A 23,127-nucleotide genomic window follows, 5' to 3' on the forward strand; every position below is an offset into this window, starting at 1 on the left:
TTTTTTGTTTGCAAAATTAGGGTGTTAAAGTTTCTTACTTTATTTATTATGTTTCGTAAATTCGGCAAAAAGTAACATTTTAACGTTTATTAAAATATCAATATGAACAAAATTACCCTTAAAGGTGCATTGGCCTTTTTATTATTAGGTACTAGTGTTTCCGCAGTAGGACAGATTCAAACTAGTAATGCAAGTTTAAATTCAAACCTTGAAGTTAAAAGAGGTCCATTTGAATTGACTGAAGCGACAAAACAGTCTATAGAACTGATTGGTTATGCTAAATGTTTAACCGATGAAAACGAAATCTTATTACAGCAAAAATATCCAAAGAGAGCTACAGATGCTCAGTTTGAAGAATGGTTAGCTCCTAAATTAGCTCAAATTCGTACTGAGAGAGCAAGTGGAAGAAGTGAGCAAGTTGTATATAATATTCCTGTAATTATTCATGTTGTACATGATGGTGATGCCTTAGGAACTGGAGAAAATATAACAGATGCGCAAGCCTTATCTCAAATTCAAGTAATGAATGAAGATTTTAGAAGGTTAGCTGGTACACCAGGAGGTATAAATAGTACTGGAGCTGCAGTTGATGTAGAGATAAATTTTTGTATTGCACAACAAGATGAAAGTGGTAATCCTACCACAGGAGTAGTTAGACACGTAATTACTCCGTACAGTAATAGTCAAACACCATCTAATACTGGTGATTGGGAAATTAGATCTGATGTGGAGACTATGAAAGCTAACACACAATGGGATCCTACAAAATATTTAAATATGTGGACCATACGTCCAGGAGGTAACCCTTTAGATGATAACGTTAATCCTGGATTAGGAGGATTATTAGGTTACGCACAATTTCCTAGTAACTCAGGATTAATTGGTTTAAGTACAAATGGAGGAGCAGCTAACACAGATGGTGTTGTCGCAGCATTTGACTCTATGGGAACTTTAGCTGAGGATGATGGTACATTTATGCTTAATCCAACTTATAACTTAGGAAGAACAATGACTCACGAAGTTGGACACTGGTTAGGTTTACGTCATATTTGGGGAGATAATTCTAACTGTGTTGGAGGTAGTTCAGCAGGAGATTTTTGTGCTGACACACCAGATTCTAATCAACCAAATTACTCTTGTGTAACCGTAGATAATTGTGTATCCGATGGCTTAGGTAATGACCAAGTACAAAACTATATGGACTATACACCAGATGCATGTATGGATACTTTTACTCAAGATCAAAAAGATAGAATTGTAGCAGTTATGCAGTCTAGTCCAAGACGTATGGAGTTAAATGCATCTAACGTATGTAATCCATCTCAGCCTACAATTAGTTTTACTACAGCAGCTCCTACTTCGGCATTAGAAGGTAGTGATTGTGATTTTGTAGATTATAATTTTGATTTAAATATATCTGAAGGTGGTGATGCAACAGCTACAGCTACATTGGTTGCTACAGGTACAGCAGTTGAAGGAGAAGATTTTGAATTATTAAATAATTCGGTTGTATTTGCAACAGGAGCAACTACTGCTACAGGAAGTAATGTAGTAACTTTAAGAGTTTATAATGATAGTTTTGTAGAAGCTGATGAAACAGTTATACTAAATGTAAATGTTACTACAACAGGTAGCACATTGGCTTCGGCAGCGACTCATCAATTAACAATATTAAATGATGATGCAGCAGCAGCATTAACAACTACTGTTAATGTTTATAGTAATAATTTTGATGATGGTACAGGTTTATCTGTATATGATAGAGATGGAGATGGTAACGCATGGTATGCAGGTGTTGGTGGTTTAGATGGTTTTGGAGATATTGTAGGTGATACAGCTCTTTCTGAGTCTAATGGTACACTTTTAAATACAGGACCAGGTGGATATACACCAGACCAATATTTAGTATCTGAAGCATTTACTATTCCAGCTAGTGCAACCAATGTTGCGGTATCTTATGTAGTTGGATCTTATAATACGAGTGGTGGTTATCAGGAACATTACTCAGTATATTATACCACTGTTAGTACTCCAACAGCGTATGCAGATTTAGAAGAGTTTGTATTAGAAAACGATAGAATAGTACCTGCTACAGGAACAGAGATTAGAACACACGATTTAACGCCTTATGCTGGTACAACAGGTAAAATTGTAATCAGACACCATAATACTCCTGGTGATGGGTTATTACTATTTGATACATTAAGTGTAGATGCTACTACTGGGACTTCTATTCAAACAGCAGAAAATTTTGCAACTATGGATCAATTAAGCTTAACAACTTCAGGAACAATAACATCAAGTGATGCTGTAAGTTCTGATTTAATGTTAGACATGACAAATAATGGGACAGAAGACTTTGGTTGTTTAGATGTATTTGTATCTAGAGCAGGAACTAGTGCACAAAGTTATAATGGTAATACAACACCAAACTTTTTTGCAGATAAAACGTTTACCATTACACCAACAAATGCTTTAACAAGTACAAATGCTGTAATCGAGTTTTACTTTACTAGTGCAGAATTAGCAGGTTGGGAAGCTGCAACAGGTCAAACTACTGCATCTTTAAGTATTATTAGAGAGCATGGGACAGAAGTAGAAGTTGTGCCAGCAGCAGTAACAGCTTTTGGATCAGAGTTTGTAGTATCTGGAACATTTACAACTGGAATTGACGGAACATTCTATTTTGGTGTACCTCAAGCTAGTTTATCTACTTCAGAGTTTGCTTTTGATCAATTTAGTGTTTATCCAAACCCAACTTCTGGAGCTATTACTTTATCAATAAGTACTACTGAAGATGTAACACTTACAGTTTATGATATTAGAGGACGTCAGATATTAAACGACAAGTATACTAACACAGGATCTTTATTTAATAAGACAGTAAATTTAAATGCTAAATCAACAGGAATTTATATTCTTAAAGTTGAAGCAGGTAATAAATCTGTATTTAAAAAGATTATTGTAAAATAATTTTAAGATAATTTTAAATATAAGCCCAATACGAAAGTATTGGGCTTTTTCGTTTTAAAGCTATATGAGAAAAATAATCCTTGTTATTTTAATATTTATAACCTTGTTACTTTTAGTCTACAAGCTTAATCCAAAACCTGTTAAGCAGTTTGTAAATAAGCTATCTAAAAGTGTTACATCATCAAATATTAATAAGGATAGTTTAACTATTGCGTCTAGGGTAAATCCTCCAAAAGGATTTAAAAGAGTTGATTATCCGATTGGAAGCTATCAGGATTATCTCCGGAATTATGCTTTAAAACCTTATGGCAGTAAAATTATTAATTATGATAATTCTGTTTATTATTGGCAAAAAGGACATGAAGGGATATTAGACATTAGTGTACCTAAAAATGGATTACAACAATGCGCAGATGCACTAATTAGAATAAGAAGTGAATACCTTTGGGAAACCAATAAAAAAGACCAAATAGGGTTTAATTTTACCTCAGGTCATTACTGTTCTTGGTCAGATTATGCTAAAGGATTTAGACCTAAAATAAATGGTAATAAAGTCACTTTTAGTAAGACTGCAACAGCAAATAATAGCAAGGCTAATTTTTATAAATATTTAAATTTAATATATACCTATTCTGGGACCTTATCACTTTTTAACGAGTTAGAGCCAGTAACTAAAGCAGACGATTTGCAAATAGGTGATATGCTAATTTTAGGTGGCACTCCTGGACATATTGTAATGCTAGCAGATCAAGTTGTAAACGATAAAGGTGAAAGCTTGTTTTTATTATTTCAAGGTAATACACCTGCACAAAGTGTTCATTTAGTAAAAAACCTTGAGGATGCTTCAATTTCTCCTTGGTATAACTTAAAAATGGATACTGTAATTCCAGTTTCAAATTTTACATTCTACAATTCTAAATTTGCACGATTTAAGTAATTTGTTAGTCGGCTTTTTTTCCGCGAAAGCGAAATAAACTTTATTTTTGTAGTATGAAAGCACTATCAAAACAAGAGTTACATAATCTAGCCATGAATCATGTAGGTAAAGACCTAGAGAAGCGTGGTTTTGAGTTTATAGCAATTAATAGTCAATTAAAAAGTAATCCGCAATTTGTAGTTATGGATAAAAATAAACAATACTTTTTTGTAATTGTTCGTGCTGTCTTATTACCAAATAATGCTAATAATTATGATGTAATTTGGATGGAATCTTTTAAGAAGCATGCTACAGACCATAATTCTAAAATACTATATGCTGGTGTTGGATTAGGGAATCCTAAGGGAGAAGACTTGCCTGTTTATTTAAATGAAGAATATTTAATAGAATATAATGGGATTCAATTAATTGAAACCAACCTAAATTAAGACTTATAATTTTCTTTTTAATTTACAACTCAGCCTAAATGAAACATTACACGCTTATATTTTCTATCCTACTTATCTTTTTTTCTTGTAAAAAAGAACCTCAATTACTAAAAGTGTCAGGTCCTGTGTTTGGTACAAGTTATAGTGTACAGTATTTTGATTTGGATGGCACAAGTTATAACAAACAATTTGATAGTCTGTTTGCAATTATCAATAAATCCATGTCTAATTATCAAGATAACTCTGATATTTCACGGTTAAACCGAAATGAAGAAGTTGACGTGGACGACCATTTTATAACCGTTTTTAAGGCATCAAAACAAATTTATCGCGAAACCGAAGGTGTTTTAGATCCAACTATTGGAAGGATTGTTAATGCTTGGAATTTTGGTTCAGAAAACAATACAATGACTCTAGATAGCGTCAAAATTGATAGTTTAATGCGTTTTGTAGGCTTAAACAGAGTTGGCTTGGTTGATCGTAAAATAAAAAAACCAGAAGCCTCATTTATAGATTTTAATGCGATTGCTAAAGGGTATGGCGTAGATGTAATTGCAGATTTTTTAGAATCTAAGAACATAAAAAATTATATCGTGGATATTGGAGGAGAGTTAAGAGCAAAAGGCATTAATATTAGCAAAGCAAAGGGATGGACTGTTGGTATTGAAAACCCAAATTATGATGGCTCTCAAAGCTACAACAAGACGTTAGTTTTAAAAGATCAAGCTATGGCAACTTCTGGGACATACCGTAAATTTAAAATTGACGAAAACGGAAATAAATACGCACACATTATAAATACTAAAACAGGTTATCCATCTAAAACCAATATTTTAAGTGTGTCTGTTATTGCACAAACCTGTATGATGGCAGATGGTTATGCAACTGCTTTTCAGGCAATGGGAATTGAAAAAGTGGATTACTTTATGGCAAAACATCCTGAGTTAAAAGCATTTTTGATTTTTGAAAACGATAAAGGAGAATTGGAGTCTAAAGCATTTAATAATTTTCCAGTTAATTAATCTTATTACCATTTAAATAGGTTTTTATACCGTTCGCTAATAATTTATAATTTAATAGCAGTCAATTTTGTAGCTTTGAGAAAAGCATAACTGATTGATCCATCGCTATTTTATATTATTTTTAGTCTTCCTCGCTTATCATACTGGTTTAGCGCAACAGCCTGTATCCATACATCTTACAGAAAAAGATGGTTTGCCTGACATAGAATTTTATGATTTACTAGAGGATAATAAAGGCTTTATTTGGTTAGCAGCAGATAAAGGTTTGTATAGGTATGATGGTAGAAACTATAAATTATTTACCAATCCAGATAAAAGAGGACGCTCGCTTTTTGGTTTAAAATTAGACAATCAAGGACGACTTTGGTGTAATAATTTATCAGGTCAATTTTTTTATGTCCAAGATGAGGAGTTAAAGCTTTTTGAGGATTATGGCCATATTAAAACGTTAGTAGATTTTAATATCTACGATAATCATTTAATAATTTATGAACCATCCAGAATAGTAACTGTAGATATTAGTACAAAAAGTATTACTGCGACATTAAATAGTTCGACAAGGTCTTATATGGTAGATTTAAACTACAACTCAAAAGGGTTTTATTATAATAAAAATAGTATAATATGTTTTTCTTCAACAGTTGATTTTCAAGATGCTAAAACTTTAAATAATTCACCAATTGCAGCATTTAATCAACGGGTTATAAGAAAATTTTTTGAATGGAATGACCAAATATATTATTTCAACCAATTACAAACAACTAGTAAAACTAGTTTGTATCAATTATTAGATGGTGGTATAATCGAAGTGGACATCCCAATACAACTTCAAAATGTCATTGTAATTCATTCTTATAACCTCAACAATAACTTATGGATTTTAACAAATAAAGGCATTTTTATATCTCAATTGGATAGTGATGTTTTAATAGTAAAAGAACATATTTTTAAAAACCAATATATCACAGATCTTGTTATCGATAAGGATAATAATTACTGGTTGTCAACGCTTAATAATGGTGTTTTTGTACTACCAAATAAGCAACTAAATAAAATAAATTTACCTGATAATGTTGGTGTACAAGCTATAGAGAAAGTTAATGATGATTTATTATACATAGCTACTAACTCAAATGAGGTTTTTAGTTATAACCTAAAAAAAAATAAATTTAAAAAATTACCAGAAAGCTTTAATAATAAGATATATAATATTTGCTATAACCCTTTAGCAAAGGACTTGTTAATGGTTGCGACTACGGATTCAAAAATTTATAATCTAGACACCAAGCAAAGTCAAAGCAGTAACCTGATTGTAACAAAATCAATTGATGTGTTGGATCATAATCAATATTTAATTAGTCTTCCACATTCACTTTCTATTTATAATAAAAATAAAGACTCTATTTATAATCTTAGGACATTAAGAAGCTATGGATCTGTATTAAATAAAACAAAAAGCAAAGCGTATTGTAGTTTTGTAGATGGCTTAGGTTGGGTAGATTTAAAGACTAATAAGTATAAAAAAATAACACATAATAACAGTCCTATTTATGCCTTAAAAATCGCGATAAGTCATGACGATATGGTTTGGGTTGCTGCAGATGAAAAAGGATTGTTAGGATTTAAAAATGATAGTTTAATAAAAACAATAAATATAAAAAACGGACTAGCATCAAACTTAATTAATGTACTAGTAGCAGATAAAAATGTAATTTGGATAGCTACAGATAAAGGCTTACAAAGCTATAATTATAAAACAAAAACATTAAATACTATTAATAAACAAGATGGTATAGACTCTTACAATATTAATGCTATTGAAGTCGTAGGAGATCAAGTGTTTTTTAGTTCAAATACTGGTTTGTATCAATTTAATAGTAATAAAATTAATACTGTTAGAAGTACTTCTCAACCTTATTTTACTAATGTATCCATCCAAGAAAGAGATACTATTATAAAGACGTCATATACCTTAAAGCAAACAGAAAGCGAAATTAGATTTGGATTTAATGTCAATGGATTTCAAACAAATCAATTTGTCGATTTTGAATATCAGTTAGAAGGTTATGATAAAAATTGGATAGCCTTAGACAACGGATTAAACTTTGTTAAATTTAATACATTGCCAGCAGGACAATTTAAATTTAATGTAAGAGCTAAAAATAGATCTCAAAATAATTACACAAATCCAATAAGCATTGCCTTAACAGTCCGTTTACCATTTTATAAAACCTGGTGGTTTTATCTATTGTTTTTACTAAGTTCTGTTGGGTTGGTTTGGTGGTACTATTCCCAAAAAACAAAACGATTAAATATCGCACAATTTCAAGCTTTAGAAAAAGCAAAGATCAATCAGCAATTGGTGTTTTCGCAATTAGAAAATTTGAGATCACAAATGAATCCTCATTTTATATTTAATGCCTTAAACTCTATCCAAGATTATATTATTTTAAACGAAAGTAAATTAGCGCGTCAATATCTAGTTAAGTTTTCTAGACTTATAAGGACCTATTTGGAACATAGTCAAGCCAATGAAATTACTTTAAATGAAGAAATTAAAACGCTTAGACTTTATCTAGAACTTGAAAAAGATAGATTTGATGACGATTTTAAATTTGAAATTAATATCCATCAAGATCTAGATTTAGAAAACACTTTTGTCCCAACATTATTTATTCAGCCTTATGTTGAAAATGCTTTAAAACATGGTTTACTTCATAAAAAAAACAATAAAAAATTAGTGCTCAATTTTAAACAGGATATTAATAATCAAAGTCTAATATGCGAAATTATAGACAATGGTATTGGACGTAAAGCATCCGCAATTATAAAAAACCAACGTCAAGATAATTACAAGTCTTTTGCAACCTCTGCAAATCAAAAAAGGATAGAGCTACTAAATCGTAGTCATAATAAAGCAATTACATTAACTATTGAAGATGTTATTAATGAAAAACATGACATTTGCGGTACAAAAGTGGTAATTAAAATACAAGTAACAGATTAAAAATTAGACAATGAAAGCGATAATTATAGACGACGAAAAAAGAGCTAGACGTATTTTGCGTACGCTGATAGAGGAGGAGTGTCCAGAAATTGTAACCATTTTTGATGCAGAAAATTTATTGGAAGGTGTAGCAATAATAAAATCAGAACAACCAGACGTCGTGTTTTTAGATATAGAAATGCCTAACCATTCTGGGCTTCAAATTTTAGAGTTCTTTAAAAATGATACTATTAATTTTCAAATCATTTTTACGACTGCTTACGGACATTATGCGATTGATGCGTTTAAGTTATCAGCTGTAGATTATTTATTAAAACCAATTGATATTGATGAATTAAAAATAGCAATAAATAAAGCATCTAATAGTTTAGAAGAAAATTTTATAAAAGAAAAGTTACTTAATCTAGAACGTAATTTTCAACAACTAGCATTAAATAAAATAGCTTTAGAAGTCCCAAAAGGAATACGATTTGTTTCGCATGAAGACATCTTGTTTTTTGAAGCAGATGGTGTTTACACTAAAGTGTTTTTGCAAAATGGTAAAACAGAATTAATTTGTAAAACGTTAAAACATTTTACAGAGCAATTAAGTAATAAACCATTGTTTTATAAACCGCATAGATCGTATTTAATTAATCTTAAGTACATGACAGAGATCACTAAAAAAGATGGCCTTCAAGTTATAATGAGCAATAACAAAAGCATTCCAATTGCACGAGACCGTAAGGATGAATTTATGGATATTATTAATCGTGTATTTTAAAATAACCATTCATTTACAAATACTTACCATTCACTAAAAAGTTTAAAAATTAAAGTCTATAGTTTAGCATTTTTGTTTCATAATTTTAAAATTAAATATATTATGAGAATAAAATTACTTTATGTCATGCTTCTAGTTAGTGGTTATGCTTTTGCGCAATTCCCATCAGATGCAACTAAGCACTATTCCTTTACAAATGGTGATATAACAAATCAAGTAGGTAGTAATTATGATTTGGTTGTTAATACAGGTTATGGGACTCCAACTTTTGTAGATGACCGTTTTGGTAATTCAAATTCCGCTGTCGACTTAAATAGTGGACATTATAACATGGGTGTAATGCCCAATCGTTCTGGTTATTCTGGTAACCAACTATCTTTAAGTTTTTGGATCAAATCGACTACAGATGGTATTTTATTTCATCAATACGATAATGTTCAAGAAAATGGCTGGATTTTAGGACTAACAGGTAATTCTATATTTTATAGGACTGGGTATTTTTGTTCCTATGGATTTTCTTGTGGTAGTTTTCCAGACAACCAATATATAGCTAGTAACGTTTTAGATAATAATTGGCACCATATTGTAGCTATTGTCGGAAAGGAAAATGATGGTGTTGATCAACAATATATCAAACAATTGTACATTGATAATGTACTACAACTCGACTTTGTTTTAACCACTGTGCCTTTTAACGGTGTTCAGGAAGTTGGAATGTTAAATAGTGGCGATTTATATAATGCTTTAACAGGTGGTACAACTGGTAATAATAGATACGACGGAGTAATGGATGATATTTATTATTTTGAGCGTAAAATTACAGCTGCCGAAGTAAATGCGTTGTATAATAATGGATTGGTAGTAGATATTCCAGATGCTAATTTAAAATCAAACTTGATATCTAATCCAGCCATCAACACTAATGGAGATAATGATATACAAACTGCTGAAGCCATAAATTATACAGGAGCTATTAATGTATCTAATTTAGATATAAGTAATAGTCAAGGTATCGAGGCATTTGTAAATATTACTAGTTTAGATATTAGTAATAATAATTTAGAATCTTTAGACTTATCATCCAATATTGCATTAACAAGTTTACAGGCTCAAAACAATAATTTAGTAAGTTTAAACATTAAAAACACAAATAATAATGCTATTAGTAATGCTAATTTTAATGTGTCAAACAACTACGCTTTATACTGTGTAGAAGTTGATAATGTCAGTTACAGTCAGGCAAATTGGACCAATGTTAATGCATACACAATTTTTTCTCTTGATTGTTATACAGCAATTGTTAATATTCCAGATACGTCACTTAAGACTAGTTTATTAAATAATATAACTATAAATAGTAATGGTGATTCTGAAATACAAGTATCTGAAGCTAAGGGCTTTACAGGAGGTGCTTACTTAGGGGTTAATGGGATCCAAAGCATAGAGGGTTTACAAGCTTTTGCATATATAACTAGTTTAGATTTAGATAATAACAATATCTCTAACATGGACCTGAGAGCGCATAAATACTTAACCAATATATACATTAGTAATAATCCATTAATGACTTTAAATATCGATGGATTAAAATTAGCTACTTCCATTGTAGTAAGTTATACAGGGTTAACAAATATTGATGTATCAAGTATTACTAACTTGCAATATTTTGAAGCCCAATATGTACATAACTTAGGTAATTTAGATTTTTCTTCAAATTTGGATGTAAATTATATTTACGTTAGTGGTAATTCTCTAGCAAATATTGATTTAAGAACAGGAACCAATGTGGCCAATAATTTATATATAGAAACTATTGGGTCGCCTAATCTGACTTGTATTTTTGTTGATGACCCTTCATTTAGTCAAAGTAATTCTTTTAAAAATTCAATTACCGAATTTTATCAGTTAGATTCAGAGTGTGCTAATTTTACATTAAACATAGAGGATTTTCAAATTCAATCTAACTCAATCTCATTATACCCAAACCCAACAAAATCTACCTTAAATATAAAAACAGCAGCAGCTATTTCTAATATATCTGTCTATTCATTATTAGGAAAACAAGTTATTAAAACTAACTCTAAAACTTTAAATGTTTCTAGTCTTTCAAACGGTGTTTATCTAATAAAAATATTGGATGTAAACGGAAATCAACATGTAAAGCGATTTGTAAAAGAATAAAGCTATCTATTAATTTTATAAAAAAGGAAAGTCAATTTGGCTTTCCTTTTTTTTGTTGCTATTCATTAATAAAACCTTACCATTCACAAAAAAGCAGAAAATGGATTACTATTATCGCTTCATATTTGTATCAAACCAGAAACAAATATATTATGAAGTACATTATTTTATTTTTTATTGCATTAGTAACCACAAGTACATTTGCTCAAAACACAATTTTCGAAAATTTAGAACAACATGGAGATAGTATTACCTATTTAGAATATGGAGCTATTAGAAAAGATAATAAAGGCAAGCTTTACGCACATCTTAATCCAGGAAAACAACCAGAAGAAGTACAGATAAAAATAAGAAGACACGAAAATATCCCTTGTGGTATTGAAATCTTATCTATTTCAGAAGATGGAAAACAATCTGTAAAATATTGGCAAGATATGACTAAACAAACCTATATAGATCTAATTAACTACCCATTTACCTCTATTGCGTTTCATAATGGGTATTATGAAGGTTATGTGGCAATAGGTAACTACGTGTTTTTTCTTAAAGGCTTTAAAAGTAAAACCGAATTCTCAGAGATTAGTCGTGTTTATGTATTAAAAGGTACAACACCAGATGGAGAAGAACCAGCAAAAAAGAAAAAGAAGAAAAAGTTTGGCAAATTTTTAAGTAAAGTAAAAGACGTTGCTTTAAACACAAAGTCCGAAGTGGATTATACCAAAGCACCAGAGTATAAAGCATTGATGTCTCAGGATAATAAAAAAATGATTACCGATTATTTAGTGGCAATGAAAGCAAAACAAGCAGCTCACACAACAACTGCTAAAGAAGAAGCAGATTTAGAGATTGTAAAAGCTGAAGGTGAAAAATATGCGGAGTACATTAAGACTAAAAACAATGCCTACTGGCAAAGTCCTGAAGGTCAAAAAACACTCAGAGTTTGGAAATTAAGAGACCAGCATAAAGCAAGTTGTCCTAAAACAGCAGAATCGTGTGACAGTTCCTATCATTAATAAAGACGTTACTAATAATCTAAAAATTCAACTAATTATGAAAAATTTTAAAACACTATTGTTATTATGCTTAACTGTATTACTGTTTAATTGTAATGCAGACGACGATCAAGCACAAGTAAATAATAATCCAAGTGATTTTACCTTAACAGAAGGTGTAGCTACAGCAGATGGCATAACTTTTAATTGGACTGCATCTGTAGATCCTGATAATCAGGATGTCGTTTATGCAATTTATTTAAACGGAGATTTATTATCCGCTAACTTAACTGTATTGACTTATATTATAGACTATAATTTATTTGTAGGAGGAGAGGATACTATTGTAGTTATAGCTTCCGACGGTTTTGGAGGTGTTACTGAACAGCAGATTATTGTTAATTTGATATCGTAATCAAATAAGACTAAAATAAAAAAGGCTACTTAAATGTAGCTTTTTTTATTTTAAAATATATTAACTATCAATAACAACCAACCTGTCACTAAAAGTAAACCACCAATTGGTGTTATAGGACCTAAAAATTTCAACTTTTTACCTTTAGCATCAGATAAAATTAAACCATAAATACTAAACGAAAACAGCAGTATTCCAATAACAAAGCACCAATAAATAGCAGTAGTCATTGGTCCTTGACCATAGCCAATAGCTAATAAAACTATAGCGTGATACATTTGGTATTTAACACCAACCTCAAAACTATGTAATTGATCTTTAGATAAAATCTTTTTTAAAGCATGAGCTCCAAATGCTCCAAAAATAACAGATAGCATACCAAATACAGCACCTGTTGCAATTAATACTTGTGCAGTCATAATTTATAATTTTAGGTTATTGTTTTTTATAAACGACAGGTATAATTTCGCCTTTTGCTAAGCAGTATTTTTCTATCGCTTTCGCGGAAAGTTTGCCAGTATAATCTACTTCATTGACCATAAAACCAATGTCTCTTAGTTTATTAAAGTAGTCGTAGCCATATACACGTACATGATCATATTGACCAAAAATTTCAGCACGTTCTTTTTTATCAGTAATACTATCGTCCTCAAAAGTGGTTTGTCTACTTAAATCTTGCGGAATTTGAAATATGCCATAACCACCAGGTTTCATAACACGATATAACTCTTGCATAGCTTTAGTGTCATCAGGAATATGTTCTAGCACGTGATTACACAAAATAATATCATAAGTGTTATCCTCAAACGGAAGATTACAAATGTCTGCTTTTACGTCTGCAATTGGAGATAGTAAATCTGTTGTTGTATAATCAATATTGTCTAAGGCTCTAAAGCGTTTTAAAAAACATTGCTCTGGTGCAAAATGTAGTACCTTTTTTTGATTTGTAAAAAAATCGGTTTCGTTTTGTAAGTATAACCATAGTAACCTATGGCGCTCTAAACTTAAGGTGGAAGGTGACAAAACGTTATTGCGTTGTGTGCCATAACCATATGGTAAAAAGCTTTTAAAGCTTTTGCCATCAATTGGGTCTGTAAACGTATTTCCTTTTAAAAAAAAAGCTAGAATAGGACGCACTACGTAACTAAGCCTTATTAGTAAAGGTCTAGGTATTAGGTTTAATATAAGTTTAAATAGTTTTTTCAAAGGACTTAAGCTTCAACTGCTTCGTGTGCTGTTATTAAGTTGTAAATACCATCCCATAATCCAATACGATAATTTAAAGCTTGTTTAGAAATTTCTAAAACATCTTCCCATTTATTGGTGTCATCACCACAAAGTTCTTCAATCATTTTTAAAGATAAAGGTCCATGCTCATCACCATCTAACTCGATATGACGATTTAAATAATAGGTTAGTTTGCTATAGGTATCTTGATTTGTTTTAGATTGATTTATAATCTGAAAAAACATATCAGGTATTACATCTTCACGACCAAAAGTAAATGCAGCTGCTATTTTATGGGCTTGATTTGTTTCAATAATTTTGAATGTAAATAGTACAAACGCTATAGTTTCAGGATTCAATTGGACTTTGTTTAAAGCCTGGTTAATTGAAATTCCTTGTTGTAAACAGGAAATTAAATGATGAATTTGAGTGGTATTAGCTTCAATTTGTTGCATTGCTTCCAAATACATTTCAAAGTGGCTTTTTGCTTCGCCTAACTCATTTACATCACTTTCTTCACCCAAAACTATTTCATTTATAAATCTAGCAGTGGATGGATTTGCAACCGGAACCCAAGGTAATGTTGTCGTTGTTAATTTATTTTGAAGCGCTTTTAGTAGCGACATAAAATCCCAAACAGCAAACACATGTTGTTCCATAAACAGCTTAACATCTTCAATGTTAGCTAAAACAGAATATAATTTGTGAGTATTTAATGCTTGTCTTAAAGGCTGAAGTTGATCTTCTAAATAACTAATGGACATCTTTATATTTTATAAAACTAATGGGTTTTGTCTAAACTCGTCTTCTTCATTGCTAACAATTCCTAAGGCATCATAGATGTATGCAAAGGTCGATAACAACTCAGGTTTACCATCTACGATAGCAACATCGTGCTCAAAATGTGCACTTGGTTTACCATCTAATGTTGTGATGGTCCAACCATCTCTATGTTGTTTAATACGTTGTGTACCAAGATTAATCATAGGCTCAATAGCCACAACCATCCCTTCAATAAATTTTTTACCACGACCACGTTTTCCGTAGTTTGGCATTTCTGGGTCTTCGTGCATTTTAGTTCCTAAACCATGACCTACTAACTCGCGTACAACACCATAGCCATGATCTTCGCAATATTTTTGTATGGCATAACCAACATCACCAACGCGATTACCAACTTTAAATTCTTTAATACCAACGTATAAAGACTCTTTAGTGACTTGTAATAATTTTTCGGTTTCTGGGTCTATTTCGCCTACAGCAAAAGTATAAGCATGATCACCATAATATCCATTTAAAATAGAGCCACAATCAATAGATATAATATCTCCATTTTCTAAAGGTGTATTATTTGGAATACCATGTACCACTTGAGAGTTTGGACTCATGCACAAGGTGTTAGGAAAATCATATAATCCTAAAAATCCTGGTACAGCACCTAAATCTCTGATGTGTTCTTCAGCAATTTTATCTAATTGTAAAGTGGTAACACCTGGTTTTACAGCTTTTGCAACTTCACCTAATGTTTTAGAAACAACTAATGCTGCTTCGCGCATTAACTCTATTTCTTCTTTTGTTTTTACTATAATCATGGTTAAAAAAAATATGTGCAAATATACTTAAAATAAACTGCTTATTTTATTTTGAGGACATGACATTTAGCAGGTTTTAAAGTATTTTGATGTATTATTTTTGTACTCTAAATTTTAAAATTATGTTTACATCAGTCACAGCAGAAGACGCTGTAAAAGTTATAAAATCTAATGATCGTGTTTATATTCAGGCTGCAGCAGCTGCACCTCAGTCGTTAATTCAGGCAATGACTAAAAGGCATGAAGAGTTAAAGCATGTAGAGGTTTGTCACTTACATACCGAAGGAGAAGCACCTTACGCTAATCCAGAATTAAAAGATAGTTTTCATGTTAATTCATTTTTTATTGGAAAAAACGTTAGACATACTTTAAGAGCAGGCAATGGATCCTACACACCTGTTTTTTTAAGTGAACTACCTGTATTGTTTAAAAGAAACATTATTAATTTAGATGTGGCTTTTATACACGTATCTGTACCAGACAAACATGGATATTGCTCTTTAGGTGTTTCTGTTGAAGCGACTTTAGCAGCAATTGATAATGCAACAACGGTTATTGCGCAAGTAAATAAATTTATGCCAAGAACACATGGAGCAGGTATTATACATGTGTCCGAAATTGATACGTTTGTAGAAAGCCATCAGCCTTTACCAGGACATAATATGGTTTTACCCAATGCTATAGAAAATACTATTGGTGATTATGTGGCTAATTTAATAGAAGACAGAAGCACCTTACAAATGGGAATTGGATCTATTCCTAATGCTGTACTTACAAGATTAACAAATCATAAAGATTTAGGGTTGCATACCGAAATGTTTTCTGATGGTGTTATTGATTTAATTTTAAAAAATGTAATAAACGGAAACTATAAAGCTATTAACAGAGGACGTGCTTTGTCTACCTTTTTAGTAGGATCACAACGTTTGTATGATTATGTTGATGATAATCCTTTTGTTGAAATGCGTGCATCAAATTATACTAATGATGTATCAATTATTAAACAAAACCCTAAAATGGTAGCTATTAATAGTGCAATAGAAGTTGATGTTACTGGTCAAGTTTGTGCAGATAGTATTGGTGCACATATGTACTCTGGTGTAGGAGGACAAATGGATTTTATTAGAGGTGCATCTTTAAGTGATGGTGGAAAAGCAATTATAGCACTACCATCGGTTACTAAAAATGGAATTAGCCGAATTGTCCCAACATTAAAACCTGGAGCAGGAGTGGTTACAACACGATCGCACGTGCATTATGTGGTTACAGAATATGGTGTTGCTAATTTATATGGAAAAACCATAAAAGAACGTGTAAAAGCATTAGTTAATATAGCACATCCCGACCATCGAGAACTTATTGATAGACAGTATTTTGATTTAATAAAGTACTGATTTTAAAATTTAAACCAACCTTTTTTCTTTGGTTTAGGTATTTGGGGAGTGTCATTAGTTAACATCTGATAGATTTCTCCCCAACCTAATATACCACCTATATTACGGTCGTCAATAAAAAGGTCTGCGTTGATTTTTCTACTTACTTCATTATTAAAGGTTTCTTCAGGAAAACTTTGGTTTACAGCATAAAAGGTAATCCCATTATCATTACAAAAAGTTACAGCTTCATCTAACTTTTTACCATGTCTGTAAGTCCATAAAATTAATCTGTGACCATCAGCTTGTAAACGTTTTAAAGTTTCAAAAGCAAAAAGACGTGCTTCACCAATGCCTGGATAAGCGTCTTCTACTATGGTACCATCAAAATCTACTGCAATTATAAGTCCTTTAGAAAGCTTCATTTAATATAAAAATTGAATTCAAAAATACAATAATTATTGGTAAAGTAAAGGGTAATCTTAATAGTGGTACTTCAATTAATGAAACTCAAAATTAATTAAATTGGAGTTCTCGATACACTTTTTTCGTGCCTCAAAAAGCACTCGAACTGACGTATGAGTAGAATAAGGTGTATTATAAATTGGGTTGTTTTTTAGCTTTCCTCTTTTTTTAAGAGCAGTATGATTTTTTCTTTCACTTTAAAAGAAATAAAAAGAAAGAGGAGTTAAGTAATACTAAGACATTATAAATGTTTGATTTAGTTTTAATTTTTGAAACAAAAAAAACGTCCTATCGATTATAATAGAACGTTTTTGATATTTAATATTGAATTTTTGCTACACTAAGCTATGACAAGTCATTGCTTTTGGTTGTTCTACACCCATTAATTTTAGTATAGTTGGAGCCATATCTCCTAAAACACCATCTTTAATTGTTTTTAATTCTTTATCAATTAAAATAAGTGGTACTGGATTAGTTGTGTGTGCTGTATTTGGAGATCCATCAGGATTAATCATTGTTTCGCAATTACCATGATCGGCAATTAGTAGTGTTGTATAACCATGTGCTAAAGCAGTAGTGACCACTTTTTCTACACATTTATCTACAACCTCACAAGCTTGAATTGCAGCAGACATTGATCCTGTATGACCTACCATATCTCCATTTGCAAAATTTAAACATACAAAGTCTGTGGTTTCTTTCTCTAATTCTGGGACTAATGCATCTGTTAATTCAAACGCAGACATTTCTGGTTTTAAGTCATAAGTAGCAACTTTAGGCGAATTTTTTAAGATGCGACTTTCTCCTTTAAAAGGTGTTTCTTGTCCTCCAGAAAAGAAAAATGTCACATGAGGATATTTTTCAGTTTCAGCAATTCTTATTTGTGTTTTGTTATGCTTTTCTAATACTTCACCTAAGGTTTCAGTAATGTTGTCTTTGTCAAAAATGACTTTTATTCCACTAAAGGCATCACCATAATTGGTCATTGTGACGTAGTACAAATTTAATTTATGCATGTTTTGCTCATGATGGTCGTTTTGGTATAACGCATCTGTTAACTCACGTCCACGATCCGTCCTAAAGTTAAAAAAGATAACCACATCGTCTTCTTTAATGGTAGCTAACGGAAGGCCTTCAGCATTCGATTTTATGATTGGCTTAATAAACTCGTCAGTAATATCTGTATCATAATGATTTTGCACACTTTGTGGTAAGTTATTAGATAGTTCTCCTGTTCCATTAACTAAAGCATCGTATGCTAATTTAATGCGTTCCCAACGATTATCACGATCCATAGCATAGTAACGACCTGTTAAACTAGCAAGTTTAGTGTTAGTGTTTAAAGTGAAATCTTCTATATCTTGAACAAATCCTTTTCCTGATTTTGGATCCACATCACGACCATCTGTAAAGGCATGTATAAATGCATTTTTTACGCCTGAAGCTTCAGTTGCAGTAATTAGTCCTTTTAAGTGGTTAATGTGGGAGTGTACTCCACCATCACTTAATAATCCTAAAAAATGAACGTTTTTATTTTCCGCTTTAGCGTAATTAAAAGCGTCAATTAATACTTGTTCTTGTGCTAATGTATTGTTATCAATTGCTAAGTTGATTTTTGCTAAATCTTGGTATACAATTCGTCCTGCACCTAAATTCATATGACCAACTTCGCTATTACCCATTTGACCTTCAGGTAAGCCAACGTGTAAACCATCTGTACGTAATTGTGCGTTTGGGTAATTATGATATAAACTATCTATAAAAGGTGTGTTAGCATTATCTATTGCAGAGACTTTTGGGTCAGGAGATTTTCCCCAACCATCTAAAATCATTAAGATTACTTTTTTGTTCATTTTATTAGATTTTGTTTATACAAATATAAAAACAAAAGTCCTGCGATTGCAGGACTTTAAAGCTTATTTACTATAACGTTTTAGTTAAGACTATACTTTTTAATAGACGCTCTAATATGCTCTATACGGTTGTCTGGATCAGGATGTGTGCTTTGCATTTCTGGTTGTCTGTTAGGTCCTGCTGCACGTTTTAAAATTTCCATTACATCTATCATTTCTTCAGGATTATAGCCTGCACGAAGCATAAATCGGACACCTAAATCATCGCTTTCTAATTCGTCATCACGACCATTGGTTAATAATTTGGTCATTCCGTACTGTTGAATAAATCCACCAGCATCAGCACCTACAGATCCTGCTGTAGATAACCCTTGCCACAATTCTGAATTAGCAATACGTTCGGCACTGTGTTTTCCTAAAACGTGACCAATTTCGTGACCTAAAACGCCAGCTAATTGGTCTTCGTTTTCTAATTGAGAAAATAAGGCATAGGTTATAAAAATTTGTCCTCCAGGTAATGCAAATGCATTAATAGTGTTAGGATCTGCTAACAAATGGAATTCGTATTTATAGGGTGTATCTTTAGCAATACTGTTGTTTACTAGTTTGTTTCCAACATTGTCTACTAAAGCTTGATAATTTTCATTTGGATATAAACCACCATGTTGAGCAGCCATTTGATCACGACTTTGCAAACCCATTTGGATTTCTTGATCAGGAGTCATGGATATGGCTTGTTTTTTACCTGTGTATGGATTTATTTCTTGTTGACTACAATATTTAAAGCCAAAAAAAGCAGCAATACATAAGCCTATTAGAAGTCTTCCTTTTAAGTTTCCTCTCATTATATTATATAAATTAATGTTACAATTTACAAAAGTTCTGGGTTAATATCTAAAATATTTTGAGAGATGTATTTGTTAATGAAATCTGCTGTAAATGAGTCGATTCCTGATAATCCTTCAGTTTTTAATATTTCAGAAATATTTAATTTTTTGTAAGCTTTTAAATATGTAGCAGAAAGTGCTTTATAGCTAAAATGCCAAGGTTCGTATTTAAAACCTTTGCGATTAGCATTATCTGTATACACCAAATAAAATCCATAAGTTGAAGCATTTGTGTCCATCCATTCTTTTAGCTTGCAATATGGACCATTATTGTGATAGTTTTTAGGTAATAAAACGTTTTTTGGTTGCTTAACATTGGTTTGGTATATGTCAATATCTGTTCCCCAATGATGACGAGATGTCCCAGGAATTGTAGAGTATTCTATTATTTTTTTGATGTTATCAAGATCAGATAATCCTTTTGCTTTGTTGTTATTAAATTTGCGTTCCCAAATGCGTTTTTGATGTGCAAAACTTCTATAACTTGAAATTGCACCAATACTAATTCCGTCTTTTAATGCTGCTACTTGCATTTTTTTAAATGATAGCTGTGCTTCTTCTCTTAATTTATAACCGTTGCCAAATAATTGAGGGTTACCTTTTCCTATTAATTCTTGTTCAGAAATAGTAGATTGGTTAAATGCGAATTGTGGTATTGTAGCAATTAAAATTAAACTAAAAGCTATAAAGTTTAATAATGTGTTTTTTATCATTTTAAAGATTTATGCATGACGTAATGTGGGCCAACTTCTGGGATGTCAAAAATTTCTCCAATAGTTTCAAATCCGTTATTCTTATAAAAGTCTAAAGCTACTATTCTTGCGTTAAACCATAATCTATCAACTTGTTTGGTTTTTAAAAAGTCTACACCAAAATTTAAAAGTTGTTTACCAAAATGCATGCCTTGATAATTATCTAATACACCCATAGCACGTAGTCTATATTGTTTTGAATCGTTAAATAATGTAGAATGATCTGACACAAAAGTGCAAACTGCAACTAGTTTGTTTTTGAAATATAATCCAAAATGAAAGGTGCTTTCTAGATCATCTTGGTCTATAAAGCAAGCTTCAATTGGTTTGCCTTGTCTTAGTACAGCATGTCTTATGGGAATAGTATCAATACCAGCAATTGGTTTTATTACTAAATCTTGATTTTGTGTCTGATTTAAATTATCAAGCATAAAGTTTTAACTCTTTTTTTATTAAAATTACACATCAAAATTAATCTATTTTAAACAAAACTTTAGCAATATTTGTAGTCTATAGATTAATTGAAAGTTAAATATGGACTTCGGTATTTAGTAATTTTTTGGCCTTTATAAAATAACCCTACGTATAAGTTTAATTATCACGAAGGGTTAATTTTTAATTTATATTAATTGTAAAGGTTTAATAGGTAATGTAAATATATCCCGAATAACTTTTATCCTCTTCTGTAAGTTTTAATACGTAAAAATATGTGCCTACAGGTAGTTTTTCCCCTTGATTACCGACTACTTTTTTGTTAGACACACCATTAAAGGTGTTGTCGTAGTTTTCTGCTTCATAAACAATTCTTCCCCATCGATTAAAAATTTGTAGATTATTTTTAAACAACTCGACACCTTCTATTATAAAGTTTTCATTTAATCCATCATTATTTGGGCTTATACCATTGTAAACAGTAAGTCCATCGCTACCAATTAAGGCTCCAAAAGTTATAATTTCATAATCTTCAGGAGTAAATACAATGGAGCTAATAGTTCCATTGTTTAAATCACCAGTTGTAGCAGAATTGCCTAAATCTAACCATCGGTTTTCAGCTTTACTCCAACCAACCACTCTTAAGTTAATAAGGTCGTTTACTAAATTGTCTATTTGACTTTCTTGATCCCAAGTTAATGTTACATAGGTTTCAACACGTCCATTAAAATCCCAAAACTCTTCAGTGTTTACTGCATTAATAATGCCCTCAGAGTTACTGGTGTCAAAAGTATTAACAAAAGTAGAAGGGAAGTTAGGGTCCTCGTTAAAATATGCAGCACTAAATTTTTCTAAAGATAATTGTGCAGGTGTAATTAACGGTCTGAGTTTATCGTCCTGTCCAATAGGGAAATTAAACGACTCTGTGCTAGAAACAGATGCATAACCATCAACATGTCTTAGATCGTCCTCTAACGTATATATTGCATTGTCAAGATAGTCAAGTGATACTTCTGGAGTTTCGCGAGGAGTAATAATATCTCCTATTAGATAATCTATTCCATTAGTGACTTGCGTGTTAATCTCTAAGAATAGATGGTTGTCAACAGCGACTTCCATATCGAAAAATTTTGGAATACTTGTCCCAGAAATAGTTAAAGAGTTGTCTTCATTATAAAAACCAGCAACGCCTAAGTTATCATTAAACATCCCATCATTTTCTAAGTTTACATGAAAGCCCATTTGACCTTGATCGTGTATCTGTAAGTTTCCAAAATTGTGAAGTGCATTTTGTGCTAACGCACTTTGTGAAAACATTATCGCTAACACTATTATAAATTGATGTAGCTTATTCATATGCTGTAAAAATTACAAGTATATTTTCGGTTCTATTATCTACGTTTATAGTAAATCCTGTAGGATTGAATGAAACAAAACTAGCAGAAGTTAATCCTAAATTATCTCCATTATTATTAGAGTATCGTATCCCTATACAGTGAGAACTTGAAGCGTAACGTGAAATATCATTAATTGAAGATCCGCTACCTCCAACGTATATGACTTGTTGAGTAGTACCTCTAACATATCCTGTCATAGATCCAAAAGAATTATTAAAACCATTATTGTTGTTACCCAATCCATTGTCTGCATTTATATTTTCGCTCTCAACATTCGGATAAGCCTGAAAACTTATTTGTGAGGGTTGAAAAGGTAGTCCTGTTATTGTTTGATTACCTGTAGCCGAAATTATAAAGTGGCCAATATAAGTACCTGATGGACCAACAGGACCTTGTGGACCAGTAGCACCATCAGCACCATCAGTTCCTGG

20 protein-coding genes and 1 pseudogene are annotated in these 23,127 nt (G+C 31.5%); 10 read left to right on the plus strand and 11 right to left on the minus strand.

Annotated elements, in window-relative coordinates; all coding sequences use genetic code 11:
* Nucleotides 1-102: 102 nt before the first annotated feature.
* The 9 genes from M890_RS16310 (at nucleotide 103) to M890_RS0115395 (ending at nucleotide 12,718) form a co-directional block, all read left to right on the plus strand.
* The gene (locus M890_RS16310) at nucleotides 103-2,973 is read left to right on the plus strand and encodes a T9SS type A sorting domain-containing protein (RefSeq protein WP_051437564.1); all 2,871 of its coding nucleotides are present in this window, start codon (nucleotides 103-105) and stop codon (nucleotides 2,971-2,973) included.
* Between the two features lie 64 nt (nucleotides 2,974-3,037).
* Complete coding sequence (locus tag M890_RS0115360; RefSeq protein WP_028284369.1) at nucleotides 3,038-3,910, plus strand: DUF4846 domain-containing protein; 873 nt, start codon at nucleotides 3,038-3,040, stop codon at nucleotides 3,908-3,910.
* A 53-nt stretch (nucleotides 3,911-3,963) separates the two neighbouring features.
* Nucleotides 3,964-4,338, plus strand: a complete 375-nt coding sequence (locus tag M890_RS0115365; protein WP_028284370.1) for a DUF8840 domain-containing protein — start codon at nucleotides 3,964-3,966, stop codon at nucleotides 4,336-4,338.
* Nucleotides 4,339-4,376: 38 nt separating this feature from the next.
* Complete coding sequence (locus M890_RS0115370) at nucleotides 4,377-5,360, plus strand: FAD:protein FMN transferase (protein ID WP_028284371.1); 984 nt, start codon at nucleotides 4,377-4,379, stop codon at nucleotides 5,358-5,360.
* 94 nt (nucleotides 5,361-5,454) lie between these two features.
* On the plus strand, nucleotides 5,455-8,367 hold the full coding sequence (locus tag M890_RS0115375; protein WP_028284372.1) for a sensor histidine kinase: 2,913 nt from the start codon (nucleotides 5,455-5,457) through the stop codon (nucleotides 8,365-8,367).
* Between the two features lie 10 nt (nucleotides 8,368-8,377).
* The gene (locus tag M890_RS0115380) at nucleotides 8,378-9,130 is read left to right on the plus strand and encodes a LytR/AlgR family response regulator transcription factor (protein WP_028284373.1); all 753 of its coding nucleotides are present in this window, start codon (nucleotides 8,378-8,380) and stop codon (nucleotides 9,128-9,130) included.
* A 102-nt stretch (nucleotides 9,131-9,232) separates the two neighbouring features.
* Nucleotides 9,233-11,311 (plus strand): T9SS type A sorting domain-containing protein, encoded by a 2,079-nt coding sequence (locus tag M890_RS0115385; RefSeq protein WP_028284374.1) that lies wholly within the window; start codon nucleotides 9,233-9,235, stop codon nucleotides 11,309-11,311.
* A gap of 152 nt (nucleotides 11,312-11,463) precedes the next feature.
* On the plus strand, nucleotides 11,464-12,324 hold the full coding sequence (locus M890_RS0115390; protein ID WP_028284375.1) for a hypothetical protein: 861 nt from the start codon (nucleotides 11,464-11,466) through the stop codon (nucleotides 12,322-12,324).
* A gap of 37 nt (nucleotides 12,325-12,361) precedes the next feature.
* Nucleotides 12,362-12,718 (plus strand): hypothetical protein, encoded by a 357-nt coding sequence (locus tag M890_RS0115395; protein ID WP_157243308.1) that lies wholly within the window; start codon nucleotides 12,362-12,364, stop codon nucleotides 12,716-12,718.
* A 50-nt stretch (nucleotides 12,719-12,768) separates the two neighbouring features.
* Here the strand turns inward: M890_RS0115395 and M890_RS0115400 are convergent, their stop codons facing one another.
* Genes M890_RS0115400 through map form a run of 4 tightly spaced genes read right to left on the minus strand, consistent with a single transcriptional unit; the run spans nucleotide 12,769 to nucleotide 15,537 of the window.
* Complete coding sequence (locus tag M890_RS0115400) at nucleotides 12,769-13,137, minus strand: DUF423 domain-containing protein (RefSeq protein WP_028284377.1); 369 nt, start codon at nucleotides 13,135-13,137, stop codon at nucleotides 12,769-12,771.
* Nucleotides 13,138-13,153: 16 nt separating this feature from the next.
* Complete coding sequence (locus M890_RS0115405; protein WP_028284378.1) at nucleotides 13,154-13,924, minus strand: class I SAM-dependent methyltransferase; 771 nt, start codon at nucleotides 13,922-13,924, stop codon at nucleotides 13,154-13,156.
* A 5-nt stretch (nucleotides 13,925-13,929) separates the two neighbouring features.
* Complete coding sequence (locus M890_RS0115410; protein WP_036597755.1) at nucleotides 13,930-14,709, minus strand: DUF3050 domain-containing protein; 780 nt, start codon at nucleotides 14,707-14,709, stop codon at nucleotides 13,930-13,932.
* Nucleotides 14,710-14,718: 9 nt separating this feature from the next.
* Complete coding sequence (gene map / locus M890_RS0115415) at nucleotides 14,719-15,537, minus strand: type I methionyl aminopeptidase (RefSeq protein WP_028284380.1); 819 nt, start codon at nucleotides 15,535-15,537, stop codon at nucleotides 14,719-14,721.
* 122 nt (nucleotides 15,538-15,659) lie between these two features.
* Here map and M890_RS0115420 point away from each other — a divergent pair, with 122 nt between their 5' ends.
* The gene (locus tag M890_RS0115420) at nucleotides 15,660-16,931 is read left to right on the plus strand and encodes an acetyl-CoA hydrolase/transferase family protein (RefSeq protein WP_028284381.1); all 1,272 of its coding nucleotides are present in this window, start codon (nucleotides 15,660-15,662) and stop codon (nucleotides 16,929-16,931) included.
* A gap of 2 nt (nucleotides 16,932-16,933) precedes the next feature.
* Here the strand turns inward: M890_RS0115420 and M890_RS0115425 are convergent, their stop codons facing one another.
* The 7 genes and pseudogenes from M890_RS0115425 to M890_RS16895 all read right to left on the minus strand — a co-directional run.
* Entirely contained in the window at nucleotides 16,934-17,335 is a 402-nt protein-coding gene (locus tag M890_RS0115425; RefSeq protein WP_028284382.1) for a BT0820 family HAD-type phosphatase, read from the minus strand.
* Nucleotides 17,336-17,710: 375 nt separating this feature from the next.
* Nucleotides 17,711-19,228 (minus strand): 2,3-bisphosphoglycerate-independent phosphoglycerate mutase, encoded by a 1,518-nt coding sequence (gene gpmI / locus M890_RS0115430; protein WP_028284383.1) that lies wholly within the window; start codon nucleotides 19,226-19,228, stop codon nucleotides 17,711-17,713.
* An 80-nt stretch (nucleotides 19,229-19,308) separates the two neighbouring features.
* Nucleotides 19,309-20,076, minus strand: a complete 768-nt coding sequence (locus tag M890_RS0115435) for a M48 family metalloprotease (RefSeq protein WP_028284384.1) — start codon at nucleotides 20,074-20,076, stop codon at nucleotides 19,309-19,311.
* A gap of 23 nt (nucleotides 20,077-20,099) precedes the next feature.
* Nucleotides 20,100-20,828, minus strand: a complete 729-nt coding sequence (locus tag M890_RS0115440) for a M15 family metallopeptidase (RefSeq protein ID WP_028284385.1) — start codon at nucleotides 20,826-20,828, stop codon at nucleotides 20,100-20,102.
* Complete coding sequence (locus M890_RS0115445; protein WP_051437565.1) at nucleotides 20,825-21,298, minus strand: GNAT family N-acetyltransferase; 474 nt, start codon at nucleotides 21,296-21,298, stop codon at nucleotides 20,825-20,827. Before M890_RS0115445 ends, M890_RS0115440 begins: the two co-directional genes overlap by 4 nt.
* A 208-nt stretch (nucleotides 21,299-21,506) precedes the next feature.
* Nucleotides 21,507-22,616, minus strand: a complete 1,110-nt coding sequence (locus M890_RS0115450) for a T9SS type B sorting domain-containing protein (RefSeq protein WP_232219164.1) — start codon at nucleotides 22,614-22,616, stop codon at nucleotides 21,507-21,509.
* A 31-nt stretch (nucleotides 22,617-22,647) separates the two neighbouring features.
* Nucleotides 22,648-23,127: pseudogene (locus M890_RS16895) on the minus strand (hypothetical protein); the annotation flags it as partial.

Origin of the sequence: Olleya marilimosa CAM030 (assembly GCF_000518485.1) — a bacterium.
In the GTDB taxonomy this organism is placed as follows: domain Bacteria; phylum Bacteroidota; class Bacteroidia; order Flavobacteriales; family Flavobacteriaceae; genus Olleya; species Olleya marilimosa.

Excerpts from the sequence above, each read along its gene's own strand:
- M890_RS0115395 (WP_157243308.1), top strand. The coding sequence starts at position 12,362 with ATGAAAAATTTTAAAACACTATTGTTATTATGCTTAACTGTATTACTG.
- map (WP_028284380.1), bottom strand. The coding sequence starts at position 15,537 with ATGATTATAGTAAAAACAAAAGAAGAAATAGAGTTAATGCGCGAAGCA.
- M890_RS0115400 (WP_028284377.1), bottom strand. The coding sequence starts at position 13,137 with ATGACTGCACAAGTATTAATTGCAACAGGTGCTGTATTTGGTATGCTA.
- M890_RS0115365 (WP_028284370.1), top strand. The coding sequence starts at position 3,964 with ATGAAAGCACTATCAAAACAAGAGTTACATAATCTAGCCATGAATCAT.
- M890_RS0115420 (WP_028284381.1), top strand. The coding sequence starts at position 15,660 with ATGTTTACATCAGTCACAGCAGAAGACGCTGTAAAAGTTATAAAATCT.
- M890_RS0115450 (WP_232219164.1), bottom strand. The coding sequence starts at position 22,616 with ATGTTTTCACAAAGTGCGTTAGCACAAAATGCACTTCACAATTTTGGA.
- M890_RS16310 (WP_051437564.1), top strand. The coding sequence starts at position 103 with ATGAACAAAATTACCCTTAAAGGTGCATTGGCCTTTTTATTATTAGGT.
- M890_RS0115390 (WP_028284375.1), top strand. The coding sequence starts at position 11,464 with ATGAAGTACATTATTTTATTTTTTATTGCATTAGTAACCACAAGTACA.
- M890_RS0115360 (WP_028284369.1), top strand. The coding sequence starts at position 3,038 with ATGAGAAAAATAATCCTTGTTATTTTAATATTTATAACCTTGTTACTT.
- M890_RS0115370 (WP_028284371.1), top strand. The coding sequence starts at position 4,377 with ATGAAACATTACACGCTTATATTTTCTATCCTACTTATCTTTTTTTCT.
- M890_RS0115440 (WP_028284385.1), bottom strand. The coding sequence starts at position 20,828 with ATGATAAAAAACACATTATTAAACTTTATAGCTTTTAGTTTAATTTTA.
- M890_RS0115445 (WP_051437565.1), bottom strand. The coding sequence starts at position 21,298 with ATGCTTGATAATTTAAATCAGACACAAAATCAAGATTTAGTAATAAAA.
- M890_RS0115425 (WP_028284382.1), bottom strand. The coding sequence starts at position 17,335 with ATGAAGCTTTCTAAAGGACTTATAATTGCAGTAGATTTTGATGGTACC.
- M890_RS0115385 (WP_028284374.1), top strand. The coding sequence starts at position 9,233 with ATGAGAATAAAATTACTTTATGTCATGCTTCTAGTTAGTGGTTATGCT.
- gpmI (WP_028284383.1), bottom strand. The coding sequence starts at position 19,228 with ATGAACAAAAAAGTAATCTTAATGATTTTAGATGGTTGGGGAAAATCT.
- M890_RS0115410 (WP_036597755.1), bottom strand. The coding sequence starts at position 14,709 with ATGTCCATTAGTTATTTAGAAGATCAACTTCAGCCTTTAAGACAAGCA.
- M890_RS0115380 (WP_028284373.1), top strand. The coding sequence starts at position 8,378 with ATGAAAGCGATAATTATAGACGACGAAAAAAGAGCTAGACGTATTTTG.